The sequence below is a fragment of the Bradyrhizobium sp. AZCC 2230 genome (assembly GCF_036924495.1).
Lineage (GTDB): Bacteria > Pseudomonadota > Alphaproteobacteria > Rhizobiales > Xanthobacteraceae > Bradyrhizobium > Bradyrhizobium rifense.
In genome coordinates this window covers 7224790-7250137 of sequence record NZ_JAZHRS010000001.1, presented here as the reverse complement: position 1 = coordinate 7250137, position 25348 = coordinate 7224790, and the positions used below count along the sequence as shown (strand labels likewise).

Sequence of the window (25348 nt, the reverse complement as noted above, 5' to 3'; positions counted from 1 at the left end):
ACCGCCAATCCGCGCGCCGTCAGTCGGTGCGCCGGACGTTTTTCGCAGGACGCGTCGTCGGCGCGTACATAGGCGCCAGCACCGCGTCCGACGAGGCCGCGCCCAGCACGATCACCTCGAGCCTGTCGCCGCGGGTCTCGATCACGTAATTGTACCTGTCGAGCACCCGCCCCACGACGCGGCGCAGCGGGCCCTCGAACGTCGCTGTCACACCGTCGCCTCCCGTGGCGCCGCGGTAGCGCAGCGCGAAGCGCTCACCCAGCGCCGCCAGGATCTCGGCGACGGTTGCGTCGTGCGCCTCGACGCGCACGTCGCCTGCCTGTCCGTGCACGCGGACCTCGGCACGGAGGGCATTGGTAGCAAGCGCCGCGAAGATAACCGCGGCGACCGTCACCGCGGAGGACGTGAGGCTTCGGATCGGCCGGATGACCCTCATCCAAAAACGCTAGCACCGGCCGCACGGGTGTCAACGCAGAAGGAAAGGAACGGGGCTGGGCGCGTCCCTCTGTGCGTTGGCAGGACCGCGCGCGCCAGTGATCCCGCGCCAGAAGTCTGTAGCGGACCGAGCGACGCAGCATGGCATACGCCTTCAAATCCTGGAGGTATGGTGCATCACGGCGAAGATGCGCGTTGATGTCGTGGATGGGTCAAAATGCGAAGAACTCACCTTGAGCAATTTTAGTCCGCCGTTCCTCAATAAGCTGACCTCAACGAGGTGCGCCGCCACTTCGGCAGATGGGCCAGAAGGCGACTTAGCTAAGCAGTATGATGAGGACAACTACGCATCTATGCCCGACTGAAGCGGCGACCGGGGCCCGAAGGCAGAAATTGGCCGACGTATGCCGATAACACCGATTGGATTTTTCATCCCGGCTGACCCGTCGTTTTCGATTTTTAAGCTCAAGATCCTTTGGTCAAGCCGAGATCGCGGCTTGCTTCGCGGGAGCTTCGACGTGACACTGGCCGGATGCAATCGTCGTATCCGGAGGCCCCCGTGGAATCGAAATGGCGAATTCTAGCGCTGCTTTTCACGGCGCGATGCGTCATGGGCATGCAGTTCGAAAGCGTCGGAGCGCTCGGCCCGCTGCTTCGAGCGGAGGGCCTCGATTATGCCCGGCTCGGCATCCTGGTCGGCGCCTATCTGGCGCCCAGCGTCCTAGTTGCGCTTCCTGGAGGAATAGTGGTCCAAAGGCTCGGCGAACGAACTACGCTTCTCCTGTGCGCGGCGCTGATGTCCGCCGGCGCCGTCGTCGATCTGTCGAGCGACTGGAACGCGCGCCTGCTGGCCAGAGTCATCGCGGGCACGGGCGGGGTGGTGTTTACCATCGCTGGCACCAAGATGATCGCCGATATGTTCGTTGGTAGGCAGTTCGGCCTTGCGATGGCGGCTCTCGCCGGCTCGTGGCCGTGCGGGATAGCGCTGGCGTTGATCGCGTTGCCGCCGATCGCGGACAAGTTCGGGCTGATCGGGGCGTCGGTAGCAATGATGATCCTGACCCTGATGGCGCTAATCCTATTGTTCGCGCTGCCGAAGCAGGCGCGACCGGCCGCGCCGTTGTCCGCGGCCTTCCCAAGCGCGGCCGTCACGGGCGCGGTGGCCATTGCAGGCTTCGTCGGTGGCACTGCCAACGCCACCTTCGCCAATGCGTTTGCGTTCGGTCCGTTGCTTCTCACCGAGAGGGGCTATACGGCCGAGATCGCCGCCTCTCACGTCAGCGTCGCGCTGTGGGTCACCATCGCGGCCATCCCAGTCGGCGGCGCGCTTGCGATCCGGCGAGGCCCCGGCATCTGGATCGCTGCCGCATCCCTGCTGCTCGCCGCGGTCGGGATGGCAGCCATTCCGGTGTCCGACCACGACGTTCTCATCTTCGCAGGATTGGGGCTGGTGGCGGGCCTATCCGGAGCGACGTTCGCCAGCCTGCCGTCATGGGCGCTTCCCGTCCAGGCGCGCGCGGTCGGAATGGGAATCTTCTTCTCCGCGTTCTACGGGAGCATGCTGGCATTGCCGCCGATCGCGGGCGTCTTCGCGCACCGCGCTGGCAGTGCGGGCATCGCCTTCGACGTCGCTGCGGTCGCTCTTTTTCTCGCCATGCCGTTGCTCGGGGGCTTCGCCGCGCTGGTTTCCGCGCCCCCGTCGGCTCCGGCGGTCGAGGAAGGCGCGACCTAGAGCCTTTCCCGTTCCGATGGAATCGGAACGGGGCTCTAGATTCTTGTTTTGACGCGTTTTCTTGACGCGAACCGGTATCCACTTCGCTCGAAAACGCTCTAAGGGCCGCGTTCAATCGGGGACCGCCTCAATCACGACTATGCCGGTCCCCGGCGAACCTTACGCCCATCATTTCGACCTGGAACGTGACGGGCTCGACCTTCTCAGGCACGGCGCCGGCGCTGGCCCTCCTTCCGGAGAACGAGCCCGGTCCGTCGCGACGGGGCCGCCTGGGTTTCGTTCCGGCCTCCGATCGGTCAGGCCGCCGCCGGGGCGGACCGTCGCTCGCGGCGAAGCGCGAGCAACCAGATTCCGGCGGCGAGCGCGCCCGCTGTCGCGACGGCGCGGGCCGCCGTCGGCAGCGGCAGGCCGAACCAGTCCGGCAACGCCATCGAGGCCAGCGCGAGCGCGCCCAGTCGCACCGTTTCGGCGGCGAAGGCGATCCGACTTCCTTCCATGACGCCGCCGATGGTCACGCATGAAACCAAGATGACAATGGAATAGGTGACGGAGACCTGCACCTGAAAGGCTTCGAAGCCGGAAAGGAAATGCAGAAGCATCACCATCGTGAGCGTATACTGGACCGCGCCGTAGGCGGCGACCGCCCGCGGCGTCTCGGGGTCGTAACGACGCACGACCGACGGATCCATAGGTTCCGGCGCCTGCATCCTTCCGAACCAGACGCCTAACTTGCCGGCGAGCCCGTGAGCCGCGCGGGTCTGCCTGATCAGATCCGCGTACACCTGAAGGTTGCTCCAGAGCGGGTTCAGGCTCCGCAGCGGTTTGCGGACTCCGTAGGCGATCTTTTCGCCATCGCGCTCGTCGACGAAGGTGCCGAACATCCGGTCCCAGAGGACGAAGATCCCGCCGTAGTTCCTGTCGATGCAGTAGTCGTTCTGACCGTGATGCACGCGATGGTTCGACGGAGTGACCAGGATGCGGTCGAGCACGCCGAGCCGGCCGATGAGTTCGGTGTGGACCCAATACTGGTACAGCAGATCGACCAGCCCGACGATGAGATACATCATCGGCGGCACGCCCAGCACGGCCATCGGCAGGTGAAAGATCCAGGTGAACAGCGCGGCGGTCGCGGGCTGCCGCAACGCGGTCGAAAGGTTGAAATATTCCGACGAATGATGGACCACATGGCTGCCCCAGAGCACGGGAATCTCGTGGCTGAAGCGGTGGTACCAGTAGTGAGAGAAGTCGTAGAGCAGCAACGCAGCGACCCAGGCCAGGACGCTGTCGCGGCTCCATTCGAAGATGTGGAAGGCCTGGTAGACCGCGACATAGAGGGCGACGTCGATGAGCTTGGCGAAGCCGCCGATGGCCTGGCTCAGTACGCCGTGGTGCAGGCTCGTGATGGCGTCGGGTACGTCGTATACCCCGCGACGCCCCATCCGCCACGCGATCGCCGCCTCGACGAGGATCGTGACCATGAAGACCGGAATCGCGAACATAAGAATTTTCACGTGGCGCCTCCCCTATTCCCTCACGGCGGAGTCATCGATGGCAGTCGCGGGAGGGTATGGTGGACGGGCGGATTCCGTCAATCCTTGGCGCATCGATCCTTGGAAGCCGACCAGGTTCTGGCAACCGGACGCCATGAGGAGACGTCTTAGGGCCTCTCATCGCTCGAATTGCACGCAAGTACGTCTCCAATCGTCTGAAAGCGGCGCGAAGCCACCGCTCCGTCCAAAACATGTCTGGTCAATCCGCACCAAGCTCCAGGTCGAAGGCCGGATGCGTGATCTGGCGCTGTTCAACGTTGCCCTCGACAGTAAGCTACACGGCAGCGACGTCGTAGCATTGAAAGTCGATGACGTTGCGCCGGGCGGATATGCGGCCGACCGCGCGAGCGTCCGACAGAAGAAGACCGGCCGACCAGTCAAATTTGAACTGACGGAGTCGACCCGTCAGGCGATCGATGACTACTTGCGGGTGACCGGCAGAAAGTCAGGCGAATACCTGTTCACTGGTCGGCGAAGGACTGGGCACATGACGACCCGCCAGTATGCCCGCCTCCTATCACACTGGATCGCGGACATCGGACTGGACCCGCACCTGTTTGGGACGCATTCCCTTCGCCGGACCAAAGCAACCTTGATCTACCGGCGAACCGGAAACCTGCGAGCCGTGCAGCTCCTCCTGGGGCACACCAAGATCGAGAGTACGGTCCGATATCTCGGAATCGAGGTCGACAATGCCTTGCGATAGCGGAACAAGTTGACGTCTGAATTCGGGAGCAGAGCAGACGCGCTCTGCTCCGCCCTCACGGACGGCTGCGGGCCAGCAGCGGACGTCGGTCGTCCCTCGACTTTGCTAGACGGGGTAACGCCACCTCAGAGCGCGACGGACGACGATCAGCGCCAAAACATTCGCTGTGAGGCCAAGCCAAAGGATCGTCGGGACTGAAAACGCGATGCATGCGTGTATCAGGTAAATGACCTGCCCAACCAGGCTGGCGAGCAATGCAACTCTAATCCAACCCAATAGCGTTCGCGGTATCCAATCATCGGACTGGTCGATCAGATTTGCCCCGATCCATGCTGACAGGAATTCCATACTCTGTCCTAACACCCGATCGTTTGCGGGCATTTAAGAGTTCGCATCAGTATTGATCAAGTCTGCTTCGCGTCAAAGACCGAAGAATTCACTTTGAGCACAATTGGTCCGCTGCGCTCTCGGAAGCGGACTTCCGTCCGGCCCCTCGTGAGTACACGTTCTTGTTCAACAAGTGACTTCGTTGCGTTCAACTCTCCCCGGACTATGACTATAGCCCTCCCCCTAATGGGAAATCTGTCATAGGCTGCGACGGTCATGTGGCGGCGAAGCCGCGACCTTCGAGGAGAGACGCCCATGAAACTCACGATGTCGGCCTGCCTCGCGGGTGCCATGCTCGTGGCTGGCGCTACCCATGTCGCGGGCGCATCCGGCGCGACGCCCTCGAAAATCTCGGGCGCCACGGCGCTGGCGCTGGCGGGTGTGATCGCGCCGCTGTCGCCGATCCTGTCGGGCGCCGAGAAGAAGGCGGTGGCAATGCTGTTCGCCGCCAACGCCGACATCCCCTACAAGAAGCCGATCGTGGTGACAGCGGATAGGATCGTCTGCCGCACCAGCAATGTCGACATCACCTTGCGCAATTGCGAGGTCACCTTCGGCAAGAAGGTCAGGAACGTGAACGGATCCACGGCCAACGAGATCTTCGCGACCGAGGCGCTGGCCGGCATTCCGCCTGACGGCGCGGCGGGATCGAATTTCGAGAGCCTGAGCAAGCTGAGCTGCACGATCGACCCCAATGCGATCAAGCAGAAGGACGGCAGTGGGGCGGATTGCACGTTCCAGCCGGCAAATTGACAAGGGCGTGCGAGGGCGCATGCCGTGAAATCGCCGCAAGATGAACTGACAAGACCAGTAATAAGGCGAATTGAAAAGACAGGCCAAACCGGCGCACCAATATCAAGCGCCCAAGGCCGGCACCCACGATGATGAAGAATTATCTCGCATTTTTGCTTGTTCTGACCGTAGCCGCGGCCTCCGCGCATGCGCCGTTGCCGGCACGACCGACCGCGCCGTCCGATCTCGTGCCGGTCGGCCTCACCGATAACGATACCACGGCAGGCGGCGTCGCACGCCTGTGCGAGCAGGTCACCTTCTCGCGCGGTCTGCGCTATGGCGACAGCGAGGCCAATGTGCTCGATGTCGCGATCAGCGAGAGCACCAAGGCGGACACGCCGCGGCCGGTGCTGCTGTTCGTGGCCGGCGACAATTTTACCGGCAACCGCGGCGCGCCGGACCTGGCCCGCGACATCCAGGACGAAGCGATGTGCTTCGCCGCGCGCAACGGCATGATCGGGGTGCGCGTGAACTACCGCCTGGCGCCAGCGGCAACCTGGCCGATGGGCGCAACCGACGTGGCGGCGGCGCTGTCCTGGATCCACGGCAATATCGACCTGTTCAACGGCGACGCTCGCGAGATCGTCGCGGTCGGCTATGGCGCCGGCGCCTTCCATGTCGCGAGCCTGCTGGCACATCCCGAACTCCAGACCGACCGCGCCGATGTCGCGGCGATCGTGCTGGTGTCCGGCATCTACCGCGCCGGCAAGGACGCCAGTGACAGCGAGAAGGCCTATCTCGGCACGGATGCCGCTCAATACGACAAGCGCTCGGTGTTTCCCGGCATCCTCAACGTCGACGTGCCGATCGTGCTGGCCTGGTCCGCGGACGATCCCGCGAACCTCGTGGCGCAGGGCGAGACGCTGAAGAAGACGCTGTGCGGCGCCGGCCACTGCCCCCGCGCGACGCTGCTCCGCAGCCACGACGGCATCGCGGCAGCGTTCGGGCTGGATGGCTCTGGCGACAGCCTGGCTGAGCCGACCCTGCTGCTGGTGAAGCAGCTCGAGGCGCGGGGGCTGCCGTAGCGGTGGCGACTGTTGTTGGAGCTGAAAGATAGAGCCGCGGGCTCAACCTCTCCCGCTTGCGGGAGAGGTCGCGCCGAAGGCGCGGGTGAGGGCTCTCTCCTCATCGGGAGTGTCCCGTTGCGGAGACACCCCCACCCCCGCCCTCCCCCGCAAGCGGGAGAGGGAGCGCACCTTCCTCTTGGCAACAATCGCTCGGAACCGAACATGAGCGTCTCCCGCCGGCTCGAGCGAGACAGGCGCGCTTTCGAGTAGCGATCGAACGCTCGGCGCGTCAACACACCTGCCGCTTCATTCGGGTGCCACAGGATTGACAAACGCTTGACGTAGATCAACTCGTCTGGGTGCGGAACGAGCCGACTTCGTTGGGGGCCAACGACAAGGTGTCGATCATGCGCGTCACCGGCAGACTGCTGTTCGTTTTGATCGCCGCTCTCGCCTCGCTCGGGGCGATGTCGGAGCAGCGTCCGGATCAACCCGCGCCCGACAAGGAAATCCGCATTGGCAATCTCGTGCCCTATTCGGGGCCGCTCTCGGAATTCGGCGCGATCGGCACGGCGGAGGCCGCCTATTTCGACATGGTCAACGATCGCGGCGGCATCAACGGCCGCAAGGTCCGCTTCATCACGCGCGATGACAATTCCGACCCCGCGGCCGCGCTGGAGCTGACCCGCAATCTCGTCGAGAAGGAGGACGTGCTCCTGATGTTCGGGTCGTTCGGCACGCCCGGCAATATTGCCACGCGCTGGTACCTGAACGAGAAGAAAATCCCGCACCTGTTCGTCGCCTCGGGCGACGAGGAGCTGAGCCAGGCCAGGGCATTTCCCTGGACCATGGGCTGGCAGCCATCGTTCCGCTCGGAAGGGCGCATCTACGCCAATTACATCCAGGCCTACTATCCCCGGAAGAAGATCGTCGTGCTCTGGCAGAATGACCAGTTCGGCCGCATGCTCTACAAGGGCATTCAGGAAGGCCTTGGCGATCTGAACCGTCAGATCCTCGTCGACGTCGCGTTCGACATTTCCGACGAACATCTCGAAGGGCACATGTCGATCCTCAAGCGCGCGGGTGCCGACATCTTCGTCTTTCTCGGCGTGCCGTCGACGGCGGCCAAGGTGATCCAGCTCGCGGCGTCGCTGAATTGGCACCCGGTCTTCATCGTCAACGACGCCTCCGCCTCGATCGCCAATGCGATGGCACCCGCAGGCCTGGAGAATTCGTCCGGCGTGATCTCGGCGGCCTTCCTGAAGGATCCGAGCGATCCCGCCTGGAAGGACGATCCCGCCATGAAGGACTGGTTCGCCTTCATGGACAAATACCATCAGGTCGAAAGCACCAACAACAGCGCAGCACTCTATGGCTACGCCGCGGCGGAAGCGCTGACCAAGGTGCTGAGGCAATGCGGCGACGATTTTTCGCGCGAGAACATCATGCGTCAGGCAGCGTCGCTGCGGGATTATCACCCGTCCGTCGCGCTGCCCAATATCAGGATGAATACGTCACCCGACAGCTACCTGCCGATCAAGCAGATGCGGCTGGTGCAGTTCGACGGCCGCTCCTGGCAGCCGTTCGGCGCGGTGATCGAGACGGCGTTCACCGAAGGCGCGGCGCGGTAAGCCGCGCAACGCCAAGCTATGGTGGTTGCAGCAGACACCTTTTCGTTTCATGGCGAATGCTTTAGATCGGGCATGAACCTGCATTCACCCCGCCGGGAGATCCCATGAACGACACCATCCGCATCAAGCGCTTCAACGCGCGCCCCGTGATCGTGCCGATGAGTTTGCCGCTTCTGACCTCGACCGGCGCGGTCGCGAAGGCGCCGCTGGTGCTGATCGATTGCGAGACCGACCAGGGTGCGGTCGGGCATGCCTATCTGTTCTCGATCACGCCGTCGGCCCTGAGGCCGCTGACCACGATAGTCACGGAAATGTCGGAGCTGCTCGCGGGCGACGAGCTGCTGCCGTTCGAAATCGAACGCAAGCTGACCCAGCGTTTCACGCTGCTCGGGCTCGCCGGTCTGCAACGGCTGGCGCAATCCGGCATCGACATGGCGGCGTGGGACGCACTGGCGCGGGCCCGCGGCCTGCCGCTCGCGCGCCTGCTCGGCGGCGCGCCGAAGCCGGTGAAGGCCTACAACTCGAAGGGGCTCGGCATCATGCCCGCGGGCGCCGCGGTGGAGGAGGCCCAAAAGCTGCTGGCCGAGGGGTTTCACGCCGCAAAGATCCGCGTCGGCCGGCCCGAGGCGCGCGATGATCTCGCCGTGGTGCGCGCGGTACGCAAGGCCGTCGGCGACGAGGTGACGCTGATGTGCGACTACAACCAGGCCCTGACGGTGACGGAAGCCATCCGCCGCGGCGAGATGCTCGACGATGAGGGGCTGACCTGGATCGAGGAACCGATCCGCCATGACGACTACGACGGCTGCGCCCGCATCGCGGACGCGCTGCGCACGCCGGTCCAGATCGGTGAGAATTTTGACAGTGCGTTTTCGATGCAGACCGCGCTTGCCACTGAAGCCTCCGACTACGTGATGCCCGACGTGCAGCGCATCGGCGGCGTCACCGGCTGGCTGCGCGCGGCGGCACTGGCGCATGCCGCCGGCATCGAGATGTCGACGCATCTGTTCTCGGAGGTCAGCGCACATCTGCTCTGCGTGACGCCATCAGCGCATTGGCTGGAATATGTCGACTGGGCCGACGCGGTGCTGGCGAGCCGGTTGAAGATCAAGGACGGCTTTGCGCTGCCGGGCGAGGAGCCGGGGAATGGGATTGAATGGGACGAGGCGGCGGTGAAGCGATATGCGGTGAGCTAAGCGGGATGGGTTCCGAGTGGCCATCCTTCGAGACGCCCGCTTTCGCGGGCTCGTCAGGGTGACGGGGAGAGGCCGTTGCCGTGTTGCGAAAGCGTGTGGCACCGATTAACGATGCCCCATGACCACATGGCGCCCTCATTCCCACATCCGCGTCGTCGCGATCGGCCTGCACTGGCGGGACGGGCGGCTGCTTGCGGCTGAAGTGCGCGACGATACTGGCGGGATCAAGGGCGTGCGCCCGCTCGGCGGCGAGATCGAGTTCGGCGAGAGCTGGCGGACTGCGCTCGTGCGGGAATTCAACGAGGAGCTCGGCATCGAAATCACCATCACAGGCGAGCCGCTGATGATGGAGAACATCTTTGTCCACGAGGGCGCGACCGGGCACGAGGTGATGTTCATCGCCGAGGTCGCGTTTCCGCAACGTGCGTTCGCGGGTCAGGACCGCATCGATTCTCGCGAGGACAACGGAGAGGAGATCGTCGCCCGCTGGTTCGACCTCGCCGATCTCGACGTGCCGGGTGGCCCGAGCCTCTATCCGAGCGGGCTGAAGGATTTGCTGCTCGGGACTGACAACAGGACAGCGACGAAGCTCTCAGATCCGTCATCCTGAGGCGCGAGTGGCGCGATGCAAAGCATCGCGCCGGGAGCCTCGAAGGATGCACGGCCCCTGTGCGGCAGCCGGGCCGTCGCCCTTCGAGGGCCGCTGAAGAAGCGGCCACCTCAGGGTGACGGTGATAGATAGAGCGTAAGTGCCTCCGCAGCGACCCGACGAAAGGACCTACCACGTCTCCGCGCCGGGGATTTTCTTGCGCGCCGCCATGCGCTGGATCCAGATGCAGCGGCGGACGGATCGATTGGAGCGCCCCACCGCGGAGATCCCCTCGCCAGCCTGAAGCAGCGGCGCCACGCTCTCGCGTAGCGCGCGGCAGCGCTGCAACTCGGCCTGCCAGTCGATCATCGCCGCATCGGCGCTTGATGCCATCAACGCCAGAGCCGCCGCGGCAAGACAAATCGTCCGCGTCATTCACTTTCTCTTCCTCGGTTCGTCCGCAACGCGCCGGTAGCGGAAGTCGCAATGATCCGCGCCCTGCATGGTGGTTCACGCCGATTGTTTGTGTGACTGCGACTCTTTCGCTTGTGAAATGGAACACACTTGAAGCATCTCTTAGGTTGTATCATAATCGGGATGTAACCAAGGCGAACGGGGCGCACGACCCGTATGTTTCGATCATTTCATTTTTGAACACCCCTTACAAAGCGTTGTTTCGCGCAGGGTGACACCGACGATCCCCGCGACGGACGACGAGCCAGAAGATCGCGACCGGTTTCAAAAAATTCCGACGTCTCGCCGTTCCCGGCGATGCGACAGCCATCTCGCGCGTGCGCGTGGCATGGCCTGACACGGAGAAGCCATTGATCAGCCCGGATCGCCGGCCCGGGAGAGCGCCGGCATCGACGGTCGCCCTTGCGGCCAAGATAAGGAACGCCCCATGGACGAACCCAAGCCGCTTACCAGCGCCTTCAACAGAACCGCAAACTTCTCCATCCACCAGGTCGATAGCGTGTTCAGGGCTGCCGCACACGCTGCTGCCGTCCCCGCTGCCGTGCCGGTCACCTTGCCGCCGACGCTCGGGCCGCTGTCGGCTTTCGCCGGCACATTCACGGGACAGGGATTCAACACGATCTTCCGGCCCGACAGCGCGACGACGCCGACCCAGATGCCGGGGCCGATCAACACCACCGACCCGCCCGACAATGTGCTGGAGCTGAACCTCACCGACGAGACGATGTCGTTCTCGAACAATCTCGGCTCGATTCCCAATCGCGGCTCGGGGCCGCAGGCGGATGCCTTCCTGAACGGCGTGCCCTATCTGCAGACCATCAACGACGTGACCACGGGCACGCCTGTCGGCATTCACTTCGAGCCCGGCATCTGGCTTGCGGTGCCGTCCAGCACCAATCCGCACGAACCGTTCACCGTCGCGCGCATGGCTTCGATCCCGCACGGCACGACGATCACCGCGCAAGGCACCGCGCTGCCGGCGGTGGCCGGCAAGCCGACCATTGCGGCGGTCGACATCACGCCGTTCTTCGGCGGCAATCCGGCCAACAAGTTCACGTTCCAGAATCAGACCGCGGCCAACAAGACCACACGCAGGCTGCCGCAGGACCTCACCGCGCTGATCGCCTCCGGCAAGCTCACCCAGGCCATGATCACCGATCCGAACACGGTGCTGCGCCATCAGATCGCGCATCAGACCATCAGCCAGACCATCATCATCGAGACCTCGACCAGGCCCGGCACGCCGCTATCAGGCGGTCCGTTGCCGGCCGTCCCTTCGGCCGGGCCGCATCCGCAGGCGCCGAACTTCGCCGGCGGCACCGCGAACATCGCGTTCCTGCAGGGCGTGCCGGCTCCGCCACCGGGCGGCAACGGCGCCAACGCCAACGCCTTCCAGATGGATGCCGTATTCTGGATCGAGACTGTCATCTATGACATCGACGTGCCGCGCATCGCGTCGGGCGAGCCGCCGATCATCCTCCAGCCGCTGCAGAAGGGCACGGTGCCGCTGGTGCCGAGCTTCGTCGCCACGCTGCCGTTCGTGCCGAACAAGGCTTTCGCCGGCGGCCGCGTCCGGGTGGCAACGACGCAGATCCAGTATTCGCAGAAAGTCATGCTGGATTTCAACGGCCTGACCTGGCCGCACGTCTCCGTCGCCTCGCTGGTGCCGGCAGCCCCAGTGCCGATCCCGGAGCATCTGCTGCCGCTGACGTGAGTGGGCGCGACGACAAGACGTCGGCCGCCCCTCGAACGTTCGACGACACGACCGGGCCAGCCCTGGCCCGGCCGTGCCGCTACCGCAGCGGCAGCGATGCGCGTGTTTCCGACAGAATCTCTCTCGAAAACTCGTCGTCATCGACAATGCGAGCCAGCACCATCGCGCCGACCATCGACGCCCAGGCCGCAATCGCTGCACGACGTTTGGCATGAGACGTGCCGCCATCGACATCGGCCGCCAGATAATCGATCCGGTAGCGAATGGCCTGCGTCATGCTGTGCCGAAGATCGGCTGAGCCTCGCGCCGCCTCCGTCCCGAGGCTCGAGAACAGGCAACTCGTCGCGCGGTTGTTGCGGTGCCGGACGCTGAGATAACCGTCGGCGTAGTCCGCCGCCGGCCGGCGCGGGTCCGGACTATTGGCGGCTGACGGCAGCACGTGTCCGACAGCTTCCGCGATCAAGGCCTCCTTGGACGGGAAGTGCCCATAAAAGGCTCCGTGCGTCAGACCGGCTTCCTTCATCACGTCGGCGACAGTGACGTCATCGAAACCGTGCTGCCGGAACAGGCGCGCAGCCGCGACCATGATCCGCGTCCGATGCTCCGCCACTTGCTCCTTGCTCACTTTCATTTGCGCACCTCGTGATGAGTCGTCATTTTACATGATATCTATCATGAATATAAACATGATGATTGTCATGATTAGGAGGCGCGCCGGGCAATCTGGTGCCGAAACAACGAGGTGAACATGTTCCATTCAATGAAATCGGCGAGCCTGGCCGCGCCACGGCTGTCGGCGAAACGTCGCAGCGCGCTGGCAGCTGCGATGCTGCTCGCTCTGGTCACGACGATCGGCGCGGGCGCACAAGCGCAGGCCGCCGCAAATGACGCCGAGGCGCGCACCATCTTCGAAAAATTCATTGCCGCGCAGAATGCGCACGACGCCGACGCGGTGAAGGCGATGCTGCTGGATTCGCCCGGTACGCTGCTGTTCGCGAGAAACGTCGATACGCGAGGCCGCGATGCGGTCGCCGCCCGGTTCAAGGACTACTATGAAGGCACCTGGCACCTCGAGCCCGACATGTCGAAATTCCGGGTCGCTGTGATCTCAAACGACGTGATGCAGGTTCTGGTGCCAATCGTTTTCACGCGCGGCCTTCCTGGCAAGCCAGCGCAGCAAAATACATTCCTGATCAGCCAGATCTATGTCCAGGACGCGAACGGCTGGCACGTTGCGTCCATCATGCCGGTCGCGAACACGGAGCTGAAATAGCGGCGGTCCTGGTCCCGGCGCTCGCCTCGGTCATGCCGGCAGCGCCGGCGCAGACCGCCCGCATCTCTCCAGGAGGTGCGGGCCGCACAGATGTCATCAAGCCAGCCGGCTCAGCCGACGCTTTGCAATTGCAGGGAGGGATAGTCGGTGTAGCCCTCGGGCCCGGTCGCATAGAACGTCGCCGGTTGCGGGGCATTGAGCGTGGCACCGGCGCGAAGCCGTTCAGGAAGATCGGGATTGGCGATAAAGGCCTTGCCGAAGGCAACGGCATCGGCCCATCCGGCATCGAGGGCCTCTTGCGCGGTCGTTGCGTTAAAGCCTTCATTGGCGATGTAGACGCCACCGAACTCCGCCTTCAGCCGGGGACCGAGGCTGTCGGCCGCAACATGCTCGCGGACGCAGAGAAATGCGATGCTGCGCCGCCCGAGCTCACGCGCGACGTAGCCGAACGTGCCCGTCCGGTCGGAGTCGCCCATCGAGTGCACGTCCGCCCGCGGCGCCAGATGCATGGCGACGCGAGACGGTCCCCAGACCTCAATCGCCGCATCGACCGCTTCGAGCATGAGGCGCGCCCTGTTTTCGATGGCGCCGCCATACTGATCGGTGCGCTGGTTCGATCCATCCTGAAGAAACTGATCGAGCAAATAGCCATTGGCACCGTGCAGTTCGACACCGTCGAACCCCGCCGCCTCGGCAAACTGCGCGGCCCGGCGGAAATCTCCGACCACGGCCGCGACGTCCTCGGTCGGCAAAGGCCTCGGCACGACAAAGGGACGCTCGGGGCGCAACAGACTGACATTGCCTCTGGCCGCCAGCGCGCTCGGCGCGACCGGCGCCTGTCCGTTGTGAAACTCCGGATCGGAAATCCGGCCCACGTGCCAGATCTGCATGAAGATCCGCCCCCCGGCGGCCTTCACGGCCTTGGTCACGTTGCGCCACCCGCCCACATGCTCGTCCGCCCAGATTCCGGCGACACCGCGATAGCCGACCCCCTGCTGCGAAACCGGAACGCCTTCGGAGATGATCAGGCCGGCGGACGCGCGCTGCGCGTAATAGTCCGCCATGATCGCCGTCGGCACCTTGTTCTGGTCGGCCCGGAGCCTTGTCAACGGCGCCATGATCACGCGGTTCGGAAGCGTCAGGTCACCAATTGAAAGCGGGTCGAAGAGAGACGGCATGAGCTTTGTTCTCCGGTCGTGGGGATCGCGACAATGTTGTCCAGATTTCTATACCATGCGGTATAGAAATTGATTTCGAAACGCAGGGCGTGTGGGGATTTTCGATCTACGATCAGGTTCGGTTCGGCGTAAAGATGACCTTGCCTTTGAAGCTTGCTGCCTGGGCGATCGCCTCGGGGAATTGCTCCAGACCATATGCCGCAGCGACCGGCGCAGTGAGCGCGCCCGACGTCACCAGCGCGGTCAGATGATCGTACATTGCACCCATGGTCTCGTCCTTGGCGGTCTTTTGCCAATGCACGAGCCAGAAGCCGCGCACGGACACCTCGGCAAAGATCGCGCTGAGACTCGAGCCGGAGAAGGGTTGTCCGCTCATCGCGCTGTAGAGAACGACCACGCCCTTCGGGGCAACGCAGTTCATCAGATTCAGGGTCGACGTGCCGCCGACCATGTCGAGCGCCAGATGGATGGGCGCTCCACCCGTCTCCTTGGCCGCTCGTTTTTGCAGGTCGGGGCCGTCGACGAGCACCACATCCGCTCCCAGAGCGCGCAATTCCGGCACGACGTCCTCGCGTCGGACGACGTTCACCAGCTTGATTCCCAGCGATTTCGCCACTGCGATGACCGCGCGCCCCGTTGCCGAATTGGCGCCGTTCTGGATCACCCAGCCCCCGTTCGGGATCTTCACGATATCGGTCAGCAACAGGTACGCCGTCGCCGGATTGACCCCGAGCATCGCGAGCTGCGGAATATCTGCTTGCGGCGATAAGGGTCGCTGCCACGACGCGGTGAACTTCACCCGCTCGGTCCAACTCGGACGCAGGATCGGTATCAGGGTTCGGTCGCCCTCCTTCAGGGTCTTGACGTTCGCGCCTGCGGCGACCACGCGGCCGACGCCCTCGATCCCGAGGGTGCCCGGCAGCGGCGGAAGATATCCGTACCGTCCCGCCATGATCATGAGGTCAGTGGCGTTGATCGGGGCGGCTTCGACAGCGACCACGACTTCATCCGGGCCGGGCGCGCCTACGTCGGGCACGTCGTTCAGCTTCACTGCATCAGCGGGCTTTCCAAACGCTACGACCTGAAGTGCCTTCATCTGTCATCTCCCATCGTTTCATTCTGTACTTTGTAGTACACAACTGGAGAAGCGTCAAGAAAGGCGCCGGATTGATCCGGTCACGTCTCCTTGAGGGCTTAACATCCGCGGTGGAAGTACATAAAAAGATCGCATGGCAAGACCACGCAGTTTCGATCCCGACGACGTGCTCGAAGTCGCGCGTGAGGTATTCTTGCGCAAGGGCTATCAGGCCGCATCACTCGACGAGATCACGGCGGCGAGCGGCATCGCCAAACCGAGCCTCTATGCGGCGTTCGGCGACAAGAGCGCGCTATTCCTGCGCGTGCTCGATCGCTATCACGACGGCATCCTCGGCTGGGCCGAGCGCGTCCTGGCGCAGTCCGGTCCGGCCCACGACGTGATTCGGCAATGGCTCACGGGCTTCGTGCCGTATTGCTCGGGCGCAAAGGGATCGCGGGGCTGCCTGTCGATCAACGCGGCGACCGACGGCTCGCTCGACCAGACGGAAGTCCGCAAGAGCATCGAGCGCTACAACAGACGCCTCGAGCAGCTTTTGCGCGCGCGCCTGCGCGCCGACCGAGCCCAGTTCGGGAAAGGCTTTGATCCCGACCTCACCGCGCACACGATCATGGTGGTGCACACGGGATTGATGACGCTCGCGCACCAGGGTTCCGATGCAAAGCAGGTTCAGGCCGTGATCGACCAGGTGATGACCCTGCTTGCCTGAAGCGGACGACGCGCGATCAGGATGTTGGCGCCAGTCAGGACGTCACGCTTCGCATCGAGATTGGTTGGATCGTGGCTTGCCGAGCCGTAGCTCGCGGCGACAAGCCCGCCTGCGCCCGTTGGGCTTCGGCGTGGCATCCTTCGCTCGGCTATCGCGAGCGAAGGATGGTGGGCACGACAGGGATCGAACCTGTGACCCCTACCATGTCAAGGTAGTGCTCTCCCGCTGAGCTACGTGCCCTATTAGTCCATTGTCGTCGGGTGGGGTCCCTATAACGGCTCGGCGGAGCCGGTGCAAGGACGGAAGGGGGCCAATTTAGGCCGCCAGCATCTTGTTCACTTCGCTCACCAATTCGCGCAGGTGAACGGGTTTCGACAGCACCTTGGCGTTCTTGGGGGCGTCCGAATCCGAGTTCAGGGCGACCGCGGCGAAGCCGGTGATGAACATGATCTTGATATCGGGGTCGAGTTCCGAGGCCCGGCGGGCGAGCTCGATACCGTCCATCTCCGGCATCACGATGTCGGTCAGGAGCATCTCGAACGGCTCCTCCCGCAACCGCTGATAGGCGGCCATGCCGTTGTCGTGGGACGAAACCTGAAAACCGGCGTTTTCCAGCGCCTTGACCAGGAAACGGCGCATGTCGTTGTCGTCTTCGGCGAGCAGGATTTTTGGCATGGCAGGAACGTCGAATCCCCAAAGGTACGCAGAGGTCACTAAGCCCGACAGAGGGTAAATTTCGGGTGAAAATCTTTACCATGGGCCCGACCGGCACAGCCCCTTGTGGACCCGAATGGCTTGCGAATCAATCGACCAGCACTTGCGCATCCCCGCCTCCCTGCCCGCACGGTTAAGACATGTTCCAGCGCCGATCACATCTTTTCGCTTGGCAGAATGGTTGCGATTCCGGACAATGGCGACACATAAGAGCCGCTCGATCGGCCGAATCACTCGATCTGGGGCTTGCTGGATTTTGGCCGGATCGCGCGGCGTGAAGGGACGAAGCCTGAGAAGATGACCCGGTTTGACGGCGAGGTGTCGCCAGCCTTCGAGATCGTGGAGCCCGCCGAGTGGCGCGCGCCTGTTATTTTCAACTCGCCCCATTCCGGCTCGACCTATCCGGACGAATTCCTGAGCGCCTCGCGGATCGACCTGCCGCAACTTCGGCGGTCCGAAGATTCCTTCATGGACGAGCTGATCGGACACTTGAGCGATCGCGGCTTTCCGACCGTGCGGGTGAACTTTCCCCGCTCCTATGTCGACGTCAATCGCGAGCCCTATGAGCTCGATCCCCGCATGTTCACCGGCCGGCTGCCGAGCTTTGCCAACACGCGCTCGATGCGGGTCGCGGGCGGCTTAGGCACCATTCCGCGCGTGGTCGGCGACGGCCAGGAGATCTATCGCGACCGCATCCTGGTCGACGACGCGCTGGCGCGGATCGAGACGCTGTACAAGCCCTACCATCGCGCGCTGCGCAGGCTGATCAACAAGGTGCACCAGATGTTCGGCACCGTGGTGCTGGTCGACTGCCATTCGATGCCGTCGGTTGGCGTCAGCAGGGACGAGCCGCGCCGGCCCGACATCGTGATCGGCGACCGCTACGGCACGAGCTGCACGCCGCTGCTGCCCGACCGCGTCGAGGAGACCATGACGGGGCTCGGCTATTCGATCGGCCGCAACAAGCCTTATGCCGGCGGCTTCATCACCGAGCATTACGGCAATCCGGCGAGCGGCCTGCACGCGGTGCAACTCGAGTTCAACCGCGCGATCTACATGGACGAGCGCCGGCGCGAGCGCGGCCCGCGCTTTGCGCAGGTGGCGAGCGACTTCGGCGTCCTCGCTGATGTGCTGGCGACCACGATCCCGTTCGGCGATCTCGGCCCGTTCCAGGCCGCGGCGGAATAGACGCGACTGCTTCTCGAACGATGGTGCGCGCTGCGAGAAGTGCGAATGCGTTTTCGCTTCGCAAGCGTATGCGCGCTAAACTGAAAACAGAGGCCCCAAGAAAAAAGGGCCGCTTCTGATGAAGAAGCGGCCCAAGTCTAGGGAGGAAACGCCCAAGGAGGGCAGCGGTAACGCAGAGCGCTACCGCACCGCAACAATATGCGGCCGCGTCGCACAAAGTGCAAGGGCTTTTGAGCGGTTTCCCATGCAAAAACACATGGCTCATTTGCTCCTGGAGAAACCCAGATTCAGTTTCTTTGATAAGGAAATTCAATGGGTTGATAGTCATTTGCATACGAACGAGGCATGTTCGGAACTAAGTTTTCAACTCAATGATCGATATTTGGCCAGCATATGGCTCGGCATGTGGTCCGCTTGGGCAGCCGGTATCCGCATTCAAAATACCAGGGTGCAAATCGAGGAGCGCTGCACGCGAGAGGCGAATTGAGCTAGGCAGATGAAAGCTTCACCCCACTTTCGTTTTGAGGATGCACCGTGACGGTGATCGACTTCTCAGCCTTCATCGGACGGCTTGCCACCGCGTCCGGCGAAACCATCCTGCCGTTCTTCCGCACCTCGCTGTCGATCGACGACAAGAGCAAGACCAAGGATTTCGATCCGGTGACCGAAGCCGACCGCGCGGCCGAAGCGGTGATGCGGCGGCTGATCAAGGCGAGCTTCCCCCAGCACGGCATCGTCGGCGAGGAATTCGGCAATGAGCGCGAGGACGCTGATTATGTCTGGGTGCTCGACCCCATCGACGGCACAAAATCCTTCATCGGCGGCTTTCCGATCTGGGGCACGCTGATCGCGCTGCTGCACAAGGGCTCGCCGGTGTACGGCATGATGCACCAGCCCTTCATCGGCGAGCGCTTTTCCGGCGACAACGGCTCGGCCACGTATAAAGGCCCCTCCGGCGAGCGCCGGCTCCAGGTCCGCCGCTGCGCCTCGTTGTCGGAGGCGACGACCTACACCACCTCTCCGCTGCTGATGAACGAGCGCGACCGCGCCATTTTCGGCCGGATCGAGCAGGGCGCGCGGCTGTCGCGCTATGGCGGCGATTGCTACTCGTATTGCATGCTGGCGGCCGGCCATGTCGATCTCGTGGTCGAGACCGAGCTGAAGCCCTACGACATCGCAGCGCTGATCCCGATCGTGACCGGCGCCGGCGGCGTCGTCACCACCTGGGAAGGCAAGCCGGCCCAGGGCGGCGGCCGCATCGTCGCGGCCGGCGACGCCAGGGTCCACGAAGAAGCATTGAAACTGCTCAACCAGTAACAAGCGCCAGCGGGACGCTTGCATGACCATCTCACGCAGGCTTCTCGCTAGATCGTTCTCAAGATTGTCCTTGGGATTGTTTCTGCTGCTGCCGTCGGTGGCGGCGGCGCAGAATTTTCCGGCAAAACCGATCAGGCTGATCGTGCCGTTCCCGGCCGGCGGCCCCAGCGACATCATCGCCCGCGTCATCGGCCAGCGCATATCGGAACTGGCGGGACAGCCGGTGCTGATCGACAATCGCGGCGGCCAGGGCGGCGTGCTCGGCACCGACGCGGTCGCCAAGAGCGCGCCCGACGGCTACACCATCGCCATCTCCTCCGCCGGTGCGCTCGCGATCAGCCCGAGCATGGAGAAGGTGGCCTACGACACGCTGAGTGATCTGACACCGGTGACGCTGGTGGCGACCGTGCCGGAAATGCTGGTGGTGGCGACCAATGTGCCAGCCAAGGACATCGGCGAATTGATTGCGCTGGCGAAAGCGCAGCCGGGAAAACTCAACTTCGCCTCCTCCGGCCCCGGCAGCCTGCCGCATCTCGCCGGCGAACTGTTCAAGCTGACGGCCAAGATCGACATCGTGCACGTGCCCTATCGCGGCGCCGCGCCGGCGGTGAACGATCTCTTGGGCCAGCAGGTGCAGATGACGTTCCTCGACCTCCCGGTGCTGCTGCCGCAGGTCAAGGCCGGCGCGCTGAAGCCGATCGCGGTCGGATCAGCGGAACGCGCCCCGACCGCCCCCGACGTGCCGACCACGAAGGAAGCCGGCTTTCCCGATCTGCGCATCGAGAACTGGTACGGCATGGTCGCGCCGAAGGGCACGCCGAAGGAGATCGTGACAACGCTGCATGACCTCGCGACCAAGGCGATGGCGGATCCCGCGGTGAAGGACAAGCTCGCCCAGCAGGGCGCGACGCTGATCGGCGACGAGCCGGAGCATTTTCGCGCATTCATTGCGGACGAGACCGCGAAATGGGCGAAGGTGATCAAGGACGCCGGCGTGGAGACGGCGAAGTAGGTGGTTTACACCTCTCCCGCTTGCGGGAGAGGTCGACGCGCTCGCAGAGCGCGGCGGGTGAGGGCTTTCTCCTCTTGGGGACTCTTTCTTGCGGAGACACCCCCACCCCAGCCCTCCCCCGCAAGCGGGAGAGGGAGCCGACCGCCCACATAGAGGCACTCCAAATCCCCCCTTACACCGCAGCCGCCCTCAAATGCTCCACCAGCATCTTGGCCGGCCGCGGCAGCGCCTTGAAGCTGCGCGCGCAGATCACGAGCCTCCGGTTGGCCCAGGCGTCGCGCAGGCGGACCATGGCGAGCGGCATCAGCTTGGCGCAGCGGCGGGCGGCGGATTCCGGCACCAGCGCGACGCCGACATCGGCTGAGACCAGCTGGCAGATCGCGTCGAAGTCGCGTAAGCGCGCGCGGAAATGCGGGCGCATGCCGAGCCGGGCGGCGTGCTTTGAAATATGCATCTGAAGCGCGGTGGCGCTGGTCAGGCCGACGAACTCGCAGGCGTTCGCTTCCTGGAAATCGATCTGGCGGCGGCCGGCGAACGGGCCACGCCTGGACGTCACCAGCGTCAGGCGATCCTCGCTGAACACGAAACGCTCGACATGGTCGGGCAGCGCGTGCTCGGCGGCGAAGCCGAGATCGGCGGCGCCTGCGGTGATCGCGGCCGCGATGTCGGTGCTCTCGCGCTCCTCGATGTCGATGGCGACGTCGCGATGCTCGCGCAGGAAGCCGGCCAGCGCTTTTGGCAGATGCTCCGAGAGCCCTGAGGTGTTGGCAAGGAAGTGCACGCTGGCGCGCACGCCGCTGGCAAAGCCGGCGAGATCGCCGCGCATGGCGTCGATCTGGTGGATCACGAGCCGCGCGTGATCGAGCAGGCTCTCGCCGGCCGCGGTCAATTCGACGCCGCGCCGCCCGCGCTTGAGCAGCGCGACGCCGAGCGCCTCCTCGAGCCCCTTGATGCGCGCGCTGGCGGACGCGAGCGCCAGATGCGAACGCTCCGCGCCGCGGGTGATGCTGCGCTGGTCGGCGACCGCAATGAAGAGCTGGAGATCGACAAGATCGAAGCGCATGGCAGGTATCCTCAGCCTTCGGCCAAAACGAAGGCTATCTCCGTAACCTCCAGATTGTGCCGACGCACGGCTTCAGTCAATGTGGCAGTATGATTGACCCGCTTCTCATCCTCATCGCCGCCGTCTTCCTGGTCGCCGGATTCGTCAAGGGCGTCGTCGGGCTCGGCCTGCCGACGGTCTCCATGGGCCTGCTCGCGGTGAACATGGCGCCCAGCCGCGCGATCGCAATCGTCATCGTGCCCGCCATCGTCACCAACATCTGGCAGACGTTTGTCGGCCCCCATTTGCGCGACATCCTGGGGCGGCTGTGGCCGCTGATGATCGGCACCGTGATCGGATGCTGGCTCAATGCCGGCGCATTGACCGGACCCTATGCCCGCTACGGCACCGTGGTGCTCGGCATCCTCTTGGTGATCTACGCCATCATCGGCCTCAGCACATTCAAGTTCCACGTCGCGCCGCAGAACGAGAAATGGGTCGGCGGCGTGGTTGGCCTCATCACCGGTGTGATCTCGGCCTCGACCGGCGTGCAGGTGATCCCCTCGATGCCGTTCATGCAGGCGATCGGGATGGAGAAGGACGAGCTGGTGCAGGCGCTCGGCGTGTTCTTCACCACCGCAACGCTGGCGCTCGCCTTCAACCTCACCGCCGGCGGCCTGCTGACGCCAGCCAATGCCGTACCGGGCGTCGTCGCCATGGCTACGGCCTTTGCCGGCATGTTCATCGGCCAGTCGGTGCGGGCGAAAATGCCGGCGGAGGCGTTCCGCCGCTGGTTCCTGGTCGCGATGATCTTGCTTGGCGTCTATCTGGCCGGCGGCGCGCTGCTGAAGGAATTCGTCTGACGTGATATCCACTCATCCGTTCGGATGAGCTACCGCGTCTCCAGCATGGCAACGCGGATGCCGAGATAGATGAAGAGGCCGCCGACGGTCCGGTTGACCCAGGCGATCACGCCCTCGGACTGCCGCAGCCGGTGAGCGGCTTTCGCCGCAAACGCCGCCAGCACCAGGCACCACAGCGTTCCCGTGCAGATGAAGATCAGGCCGAGCGTCAGGAAGGCGAGCGGCTTGTGCGGCGCATCGGCTGCGACGAATTGCGGCAGGAAGGCCAGGAAGAACAGCGCGACCTTGGGATTGAGCGCGTTGGTGAAGACGCCCTGGAGGAAAACCCGCCGCAGCGAGCTCCGCTCGGCCTCGTCCTTGACCCTCACCAGGGCCGGTCGCGACCACAGCATCTGAAGGCCGGTGAGGACCAGATAGGCCGCGCCGACCAGCTTCAGGATCGAAAACGCGGTGGATGAGGCCATCAGGAGCGCCGAAAGGCCGATCGCGGCGCCCGCGACATGGAAAAAGCAGCCGCAACTGATGCCGAAGGCCGCCGCCGCCCCGCCGCGCCAGCCCATCTGCATGCTGCGGCCGATGACATAGACTGTGTCCGGCCCCGGCGTAATGTTGAGCAGCACGCCCGACAGGATGAAGAGCCAGATTTCGTGAATGCCCAGCATAAGAGACTCCCGCCGCCCGGCCGGGCGATCCCAAGGGATTGGCCTTAATCGGTTCGTACCCTGCCGTCCACCGCCGGAAAAGCTTAGGATTTGCGTCGAATTTGCAATGCGGTTCATACTTTCGCTCGGCCTCATCTGCTCTATAAAGGCAGGGTTTTGAAATGCGGGATTCGAGGCGACTGCCACGCGGTGGCTGTCCCCTCTCCCTTGGAGCTCTGAGGATATGGAAAGACGTCTGGCCGCCATCGTCTGCGCCGATGTCGCCGGCTATTCACGGATGATGGGCAGTGACGAGGCCGGCACCCATGCCGCCTTCAAGGCCCATCGCAGCGCGATCCATCCGATCATCCTCAATCACGGCGGCCGCGTCGTCAAAAACACCGGCGACGGCTTCCTGCTGGAATTCCCCTCCATCGTCGGCGCCGCCGAGGCCGCGATCGCGATGCAGCTGCTGATGGCGGATCGCAATCACCATCTGCCCGCCGAACGCACCATGCAGTTCCGGCTCGGCATCCACATGGGTGACGTGATCGCCGACGAGGACGAGGTGTTCGGTGACGACGTCAACATCGCCGTCCGCCTGGAATCGGTGGCAAACCCCGGCGGGTTCGCGATCTCGGCCAAGGCCTACCGCGAGGCGAGCAAGCATCTCACCGTGCCGCTGGTCGACGGCGGCAACCATCGTTTCAAGAACATCAAGGATCCGGTCGGAATCTGGACCTGGACGCCCGATGGCGCGACTGCACTTGCGCCAGAGCTGAAGGAAGGGTCCGCACTCTCACAGCAATACCGCACGGCCATCGTCGGCGTGCTGCCCTTCGCCAATCTCAGCGACGCCCAGGATGAATATTTCTCCGACGGCCTGACCGAGGACCTGATCCACGCGCTGTCGCTGCAATCGTTCTATCGCGTGCTGAGCCGCAACTCGACCTTCGCCTTCAAGGGCAAGAATGTCAGCACGCGCGTGATCGCGCGCGAGATCGACGCCACCTATCTGATCCAGGGCTCGGTGCGGCGCGCCGGCGCCAAGATCCGCGTCACCGCCGAGCTGATCGCGCCGGAAACGGGCGAGCAGCTCTGGACCGGCCGTTACGACCGCGACATCGGCGATCTCTTCGCGATGCAGGACGAGATCACGACCCATCTGTCCGCGGCCATCGCCACCGAGATCGTCCGGGCCGAGGCCTCCGCGCCCGCGCGCCCGACCAACGACATCACCGCCTGGGACCGCTTCCTGAAGGGCCTGTCGCATTATTACCGGCAGACCAAGGAAGATCTGAGCACGGCCGTCGAGCTGTTCCGGGAGGCGATCGCGCTCGATCCCAAACTGTCGATCGCGCATGCCTATCTCGCCACGATCCAGATCCAGAGTATCCAGTTCGGCTGGGTCAAGGGCACGCGTGAAATGTGGGCCGAAGCGATGGCGTTGGCCGAAACCAGCGTCCGGCTCGACCCGCGATCCTCCTTTGCGTTCTCGATCCTGTCCTGGGCGCATGCGTTGGAAGGCCATGACGAGGCGGCGATGGACGCCGCCAAGCGCGCCGTCGCACTCAACCCCTACGACATGGGCGCGCGCGGCGTGCTCGGCATCTGCCATTTCGTCATCGGCGAGCACCGCCAGGCGATCGAGCTGTTCTCGATGGCAGCCCAGCGCGACAACAGCGACCCGCGCTATCAATGGGCGGCGCTGAACGCCTTCAGCCACTATCTCGTCGGCCAGTATGACGCGACCCTGTCGTGGGCCCGCGAGCAGCTCTACGTCAACCCGAACCACATGCAGGCGCTCGCGATCCGCGCCGCGGCACTGGCCCAATTAGGCCGCACCGGCGAGGCCGTCGAGGCGACCGGCGTGCTGATGGGCAATTACCCCACCCTGAATGTCGACCGCCATTTGCGGAATTTTCACTGGAAGCGGGCCGAGGACATCGCGCATTACCGCGACGGGCTCTTGAAGGCGGGCGTCCCGGCCAGCAAGCTCACCCTGGTCCAGAGCGACGTCAGACGCGCCGCCGAATCCTGAGGGCAAACCGCGACTGCGCCGCGATATCACGCCCGACTTTATTGACACCACAGTGAATTCA

Annotated in this window: 25 protein-coding genes, 1 tRNA gene and 1 pseudogene; 16 read left to right on the top strand and 11 right to left on the bottom strand. The window is 64.1% G+C overall.

What is annotated here, in order from left to right; all coding sequences use genetic code 11:
• Positions 1-19: 19 nt before the first annotated feature.
• On the bottom strand, positions 20-436 hold the full coding sequence (locus V1280_RS34595) for a hypothetical protein (RefSeq protein WP_334535033.1): 417 nt from the start codon (positions 434-436) through the stop codon (positions 20-22).
• A 531-nt stretch (positions 437-967) separates the two neighbouring features.
• On the opposite strand from V1280_RS34595, the gene V1280_RS34590 reads away from it, so the two are divergent.
• Positions 968-2167, top strand: coding sequence for an MFS transporter (locus tag V1280_RS34590; protein ID WP_334535031.1), 1200 nt, complete (start codon positions 968-970; stop codon positions 2165-2167).
• A gap of 296 nt (positions 2168-2463) precedes the next feature.
• Here the strand turns inward: V1280_RS34590 and V1280_RS34585 are convergent, their stop codons facing one another.
• Complete coding sequence (locus V1280_RS34585; protein WP_334535029.1) at positions 2464-3645, bottom strand: sterol desaturase family protein; 1182 nt, start codon at positions 3643-3645, stop codon at positions 2464-2466.
• 304 nt (positions 3646-3949) lie between these two features.
• Here V1280_RS34585 and V1280_RS34580 point away from each other — a divergent pair.
• The 6 genes and pseudogenes from V1280_RS34580 (at position 3950) to V1280_RS34555 (ending at position 10046) form a co-directional block, all read left to right on the top strand.
• A pseudogene (locus V1280_RS34580) lies at positions 3950-4443 on the top strand (tyrosine-type recombinase/integrase).
• Between the two features lie 622 nt (positions 4444-5065).
• Positions 5066-5563 (top strand): hypothetical protein, encoded by a 498-nt coding sequence (locus tag V1280_RS34575; RefSeq protein ID WP_334535027.1) that lies wholly within the window; start codon positions 5066-5068, stop codon positions 5561-5563.
• Positions 5564-5694: 131 nt separating this feature from the next.
• On the top strand, positions 5695-6627 hold the full coding sequence (locus tag V1280_RS34570; protein WP_334538484.1) for an alpha/beta hydrolase: 933 nt from the start codon (positions 5695-5697) through the stop codon (positions 6625-6627).
• Between the two features lie 389 nt (positions 6628-7016).
• A complete protein-coding gene (locus tag V1280_RS34565) occupies positions 7017-8240 on the top strand; it encodes an ABC transporter substrate-binding protein (protein WP_334535025.1) in 1224 nt (407 codons plus the stop codon).
• A 104-nt stretch (positions 8241-8344) separates the two neighbouring features.
• The gene (locus V1280_RS34560; RefSeq protein WP_334535023.1) at positions 8345-9436 is read left to right on the top strand and encodes an enolase C-terminal domain-like protein; all 1092 of its coding nucleotides are present in this window, start codon (positions 8345-8347) and stop codon (positions 9434-9436) included.
• 118 nt (positions 9437-9554) lie between these two features.
• The gene (locus V1280_RS34555; RefSeq protein WP_334535021.1) at positions 9555-10046 is read left to right on the top strand and encodes an NUDIX hydrolase; all 492 of its coding nucleotides are present in this window, start codon (positions 9555-9557) and stop codon (positions 10044-10046) included.
• A 168-nt stretch (positions 10047-10214) separates the two neighbouring features.
• Here V1280_RS34555 and V1280_RS34550 read toward each other — a convergent pair whose 3' ends face one another.
• Positions 10215-10460 carry a hypothetical protein gene (locus V1280_RS34550; protein ID WP_334535019.1) on the bottom strand — a complete coding sequence of 82 codons (246 nt, stop codon included), beginning with the start codon at positions 10458-10460 and terminating at the stop codon, positions 10215-10217.
• A gap of 466 nt (positions 10461-10926) precedes the next feature.
• Here V1280_RS34550 and V1280_RS34545 point away from each other — a divergent pair, with 466 nt between their 5' ends.
• Positions 10927-12213 (top strand): heme-binding protein, encoded by a 1287-nt coding sequence (locus tag V1280_RS34545; protein WP_334535017.1) that lies wholly within the window; start codon positions 10927-10929, stop codon positions 12211-12213.
• A gap of 79 nt (positions 12214-12292) precedes the next feature.
• On the opposite strand, the gene V1280_RS34540 is transcribed toward V1280_RS34545, so the two are convergent.
• Positions 12293-12844 carry a TetR/AcrR family transcriptional regulator gene (locus V1280_RS34540; protein ID WP_334535015.1) on the bottom strand — a complete coding sequence of 184 codons (552 nt, stop codon included), beginning with the start codon at positions 12842-12844 and terminating at the stop codon, positions 12293-12295.
• A gap of 117 nt (positions 12845-12961) precedes the next feature.
• Here V1280_RS34540 and V1280_RS34535 point away from each other — a divergent pair, with 117 nt between their 5' ends.
• Complete coding sequence (locus V1280_RS34535) at positions 12962-13486, top strand: YybH family protein (protein ID WP_334535013.1); 525 nt, start codon at positions 12962-12964, stop codon at positions 13484-13486.
• Between the two features lie 110 nt (positions 13487-13596).
• Here the strand turns inward: V1280_RS34535 and V1280_RS34530 are convergent, their stop codons facing one another.
• Positions 13597-14664, bottom strand: a complete 1068-nt coding sequence (locus V1280_RS34530) for an alkene reductase (RefSeq protein ID WP_334535011.1) — start codon at positions 14662-14664, stop codon at positions 13597-13599.
• Positions 14665-14776: 112 nt separating this feature from the next.
• Positions 14777-15760, bottom strand: coding sequence for a zinc-dependent alcohol dehydrogenase family protein (locus V1280_RS34525; RefSeq protein ID WP_334535009.1), 984 nt, complete (start codon positions 15758-15760; stop codon positions 14777-14779).
• A gap of 133 nt (positions 15761-15893) precedes the next feature.
• Between V1280_RS34525 and V1280_RS34520 the strand changes: the two genes are divergently transcribed.
• On the top strand, positions 15894-16469 hold the full coding sequence (locus V1280_RS34520; RefSeq protein WP_334535007.1) for a TetR/AcrR family transcriptional regulator: 576 nt from the start codon (positions 15894-15896) through the stop codon (positions 16467-16469).
• Here V1280_RS34520 and V1280_RS34515 read toward each other — a convergent pair.
• The 3 genes from V1280_RS34515 to cpdR form a co-directional block, all read right to left on the bottom strand.
• Positions 16430-16606 carry a hypothetical protein gene (locus tag V1280_RS34515; RefSeq protein ID WP_334535005.1) on the bottom strand — a complete coding sequence of 59 codons (177 nt, stop codon included), beginning with the start codon at positions 16604-16606 and terminating at the stop codon, positions 16430-16432. The two genes, V1280_RS34520 and V1280_RS34515, sit on opposite strands and share 40 nt — an antisense overlap.
• Before the next feature lie 28 nt (positions 16607-16634).
• Positions 16635-16709 (bottom strand) — tRNA-Val (locus V1280_RS34510).
• A gap of 75 nt (positions 16710-16784) precedes the next feature.
• Positions 16785-17144, bottom strand: coding sequence for a cell cycle two-component system response regulator CpdR (gene cpdR, locus V1280_RS34505; protein ID WP_007597092.1), 360 nt, complete (start codon positions 17142-17144; stop codon positions 16785-16787).
• A 336-nt stretch (positions 17145-17480) separates the two neighbouring features.
• Between cpdR and V1280_RS34500 the strand changes: the two genes are divergently transcribed.
• The 4 genes from V1280_RS34500 (at position 17481) to V1280_RS34485 (ending at position 20700) form a co-directional block, all read left to right on the top strand.
• Entirely contained in the window at positions 17481-18371 is an 891-nt protein-coding gene (locus V1280_RS34500; protein WP_148778998.1) for an N-formylglutamate amidohydrolase, read from the top strand.
• Between the two features lie 118 nt (positions 18372-18489).
• The gene (locus V1280_RS34495) at positions 18490-18858 is read left to right on the top strand and encodes a hypothetical protein (protein ID WP_334535003.1); all 369 of its coding nucleotides are present in this window, start codon (positions 18490-18492) and stop codon (positions 18856-18858) included.
• 47 nt (positions 18859-18905) lie between these two features.
• On the top strand, positions 18906-19688 hold the full coding sequence (gene hisN / locus V1280_RS34490; RefSeq protein ID WP_148778999.1) for a histidinol-phosphatase: 783 nt from the start codon (positions 18906-18908) through the stop codon (positions 19686-19688).
• 22 nt (positions 19689-19710) lie between these two features.
• On the top strand, positions 19711-20700 hold the full coding sequence (locus V1280_RS34485) for a Bug family tripartite tricarboxylate transporter substrate binding protein (RefSeq protein WP_334534999.1): 990 nt from the start codon (positions 19711-19713) through the stop codon (positions 20698-20700).
• 172 nt (positions 20701-20872) lie between these two features.
• Here the strand turns inward: V1280_RS34485 and V1280_RS34480 are convergent, their stop codons facing one another.
• A complete protein-coding gene (locus tag V1280_RS34480) occupies positions 20873-21763 on the bottom strand; it encodes a LysR substrate-binding domain-containing protein (protein ID WP_334534997.1) in 891 nt (296 codons plus the stop codon).
• 89 nt (positions 21764-21852) lie between these two features.
• Here V1280_RS34480 and V1280_RS34475 point away from each other — a divergent pair, with 89 nt between their 5' ends.
• A complete protein-coding gene (locus V1280_RS34475; protein WP_334534995.1) occupies positions 21853-22605 on the top strand; it encodes a sulfite exporter TauE/SafE family protein in 753 nt (250 codons plus the stop codon).
• 29 nt (positions 22606-22634) lie between these two features.
• Here V1280_RS34475 and V1280_RS34470 read toward each other — a convergent pair whose 3' ends face one another.
• On the bottom strand, positions 22635-23267 hold the full coding sequence (locus tag V1280_RS34470; protein ID WP_334534993.1) for a LysE family translocator: 633 nt from the start codon (positions 23265-23267) through the stop codon (positions 22635-22637).
• Between the two features lie 223 nt (positions 23268-23490).
• Between V1280_RS34470 and V1280_RS34465 the strand changes: the two genes are divergently transcribed.
• Positions 23491-25287 carry an adenylate/guanylate cyclase domain-containing protein gene (locus tag V1280_RS34465; protein WP_334534991.1) on the top strand — a complete coding sequence of 599 codons (1797 nt, stop codon included), beginning with the start codon at positions 23491-23493 and terminating at the stop codon, positions 25285-25287.
• Positions 25288-25348 lie beyond the last annotated feature (61 nt).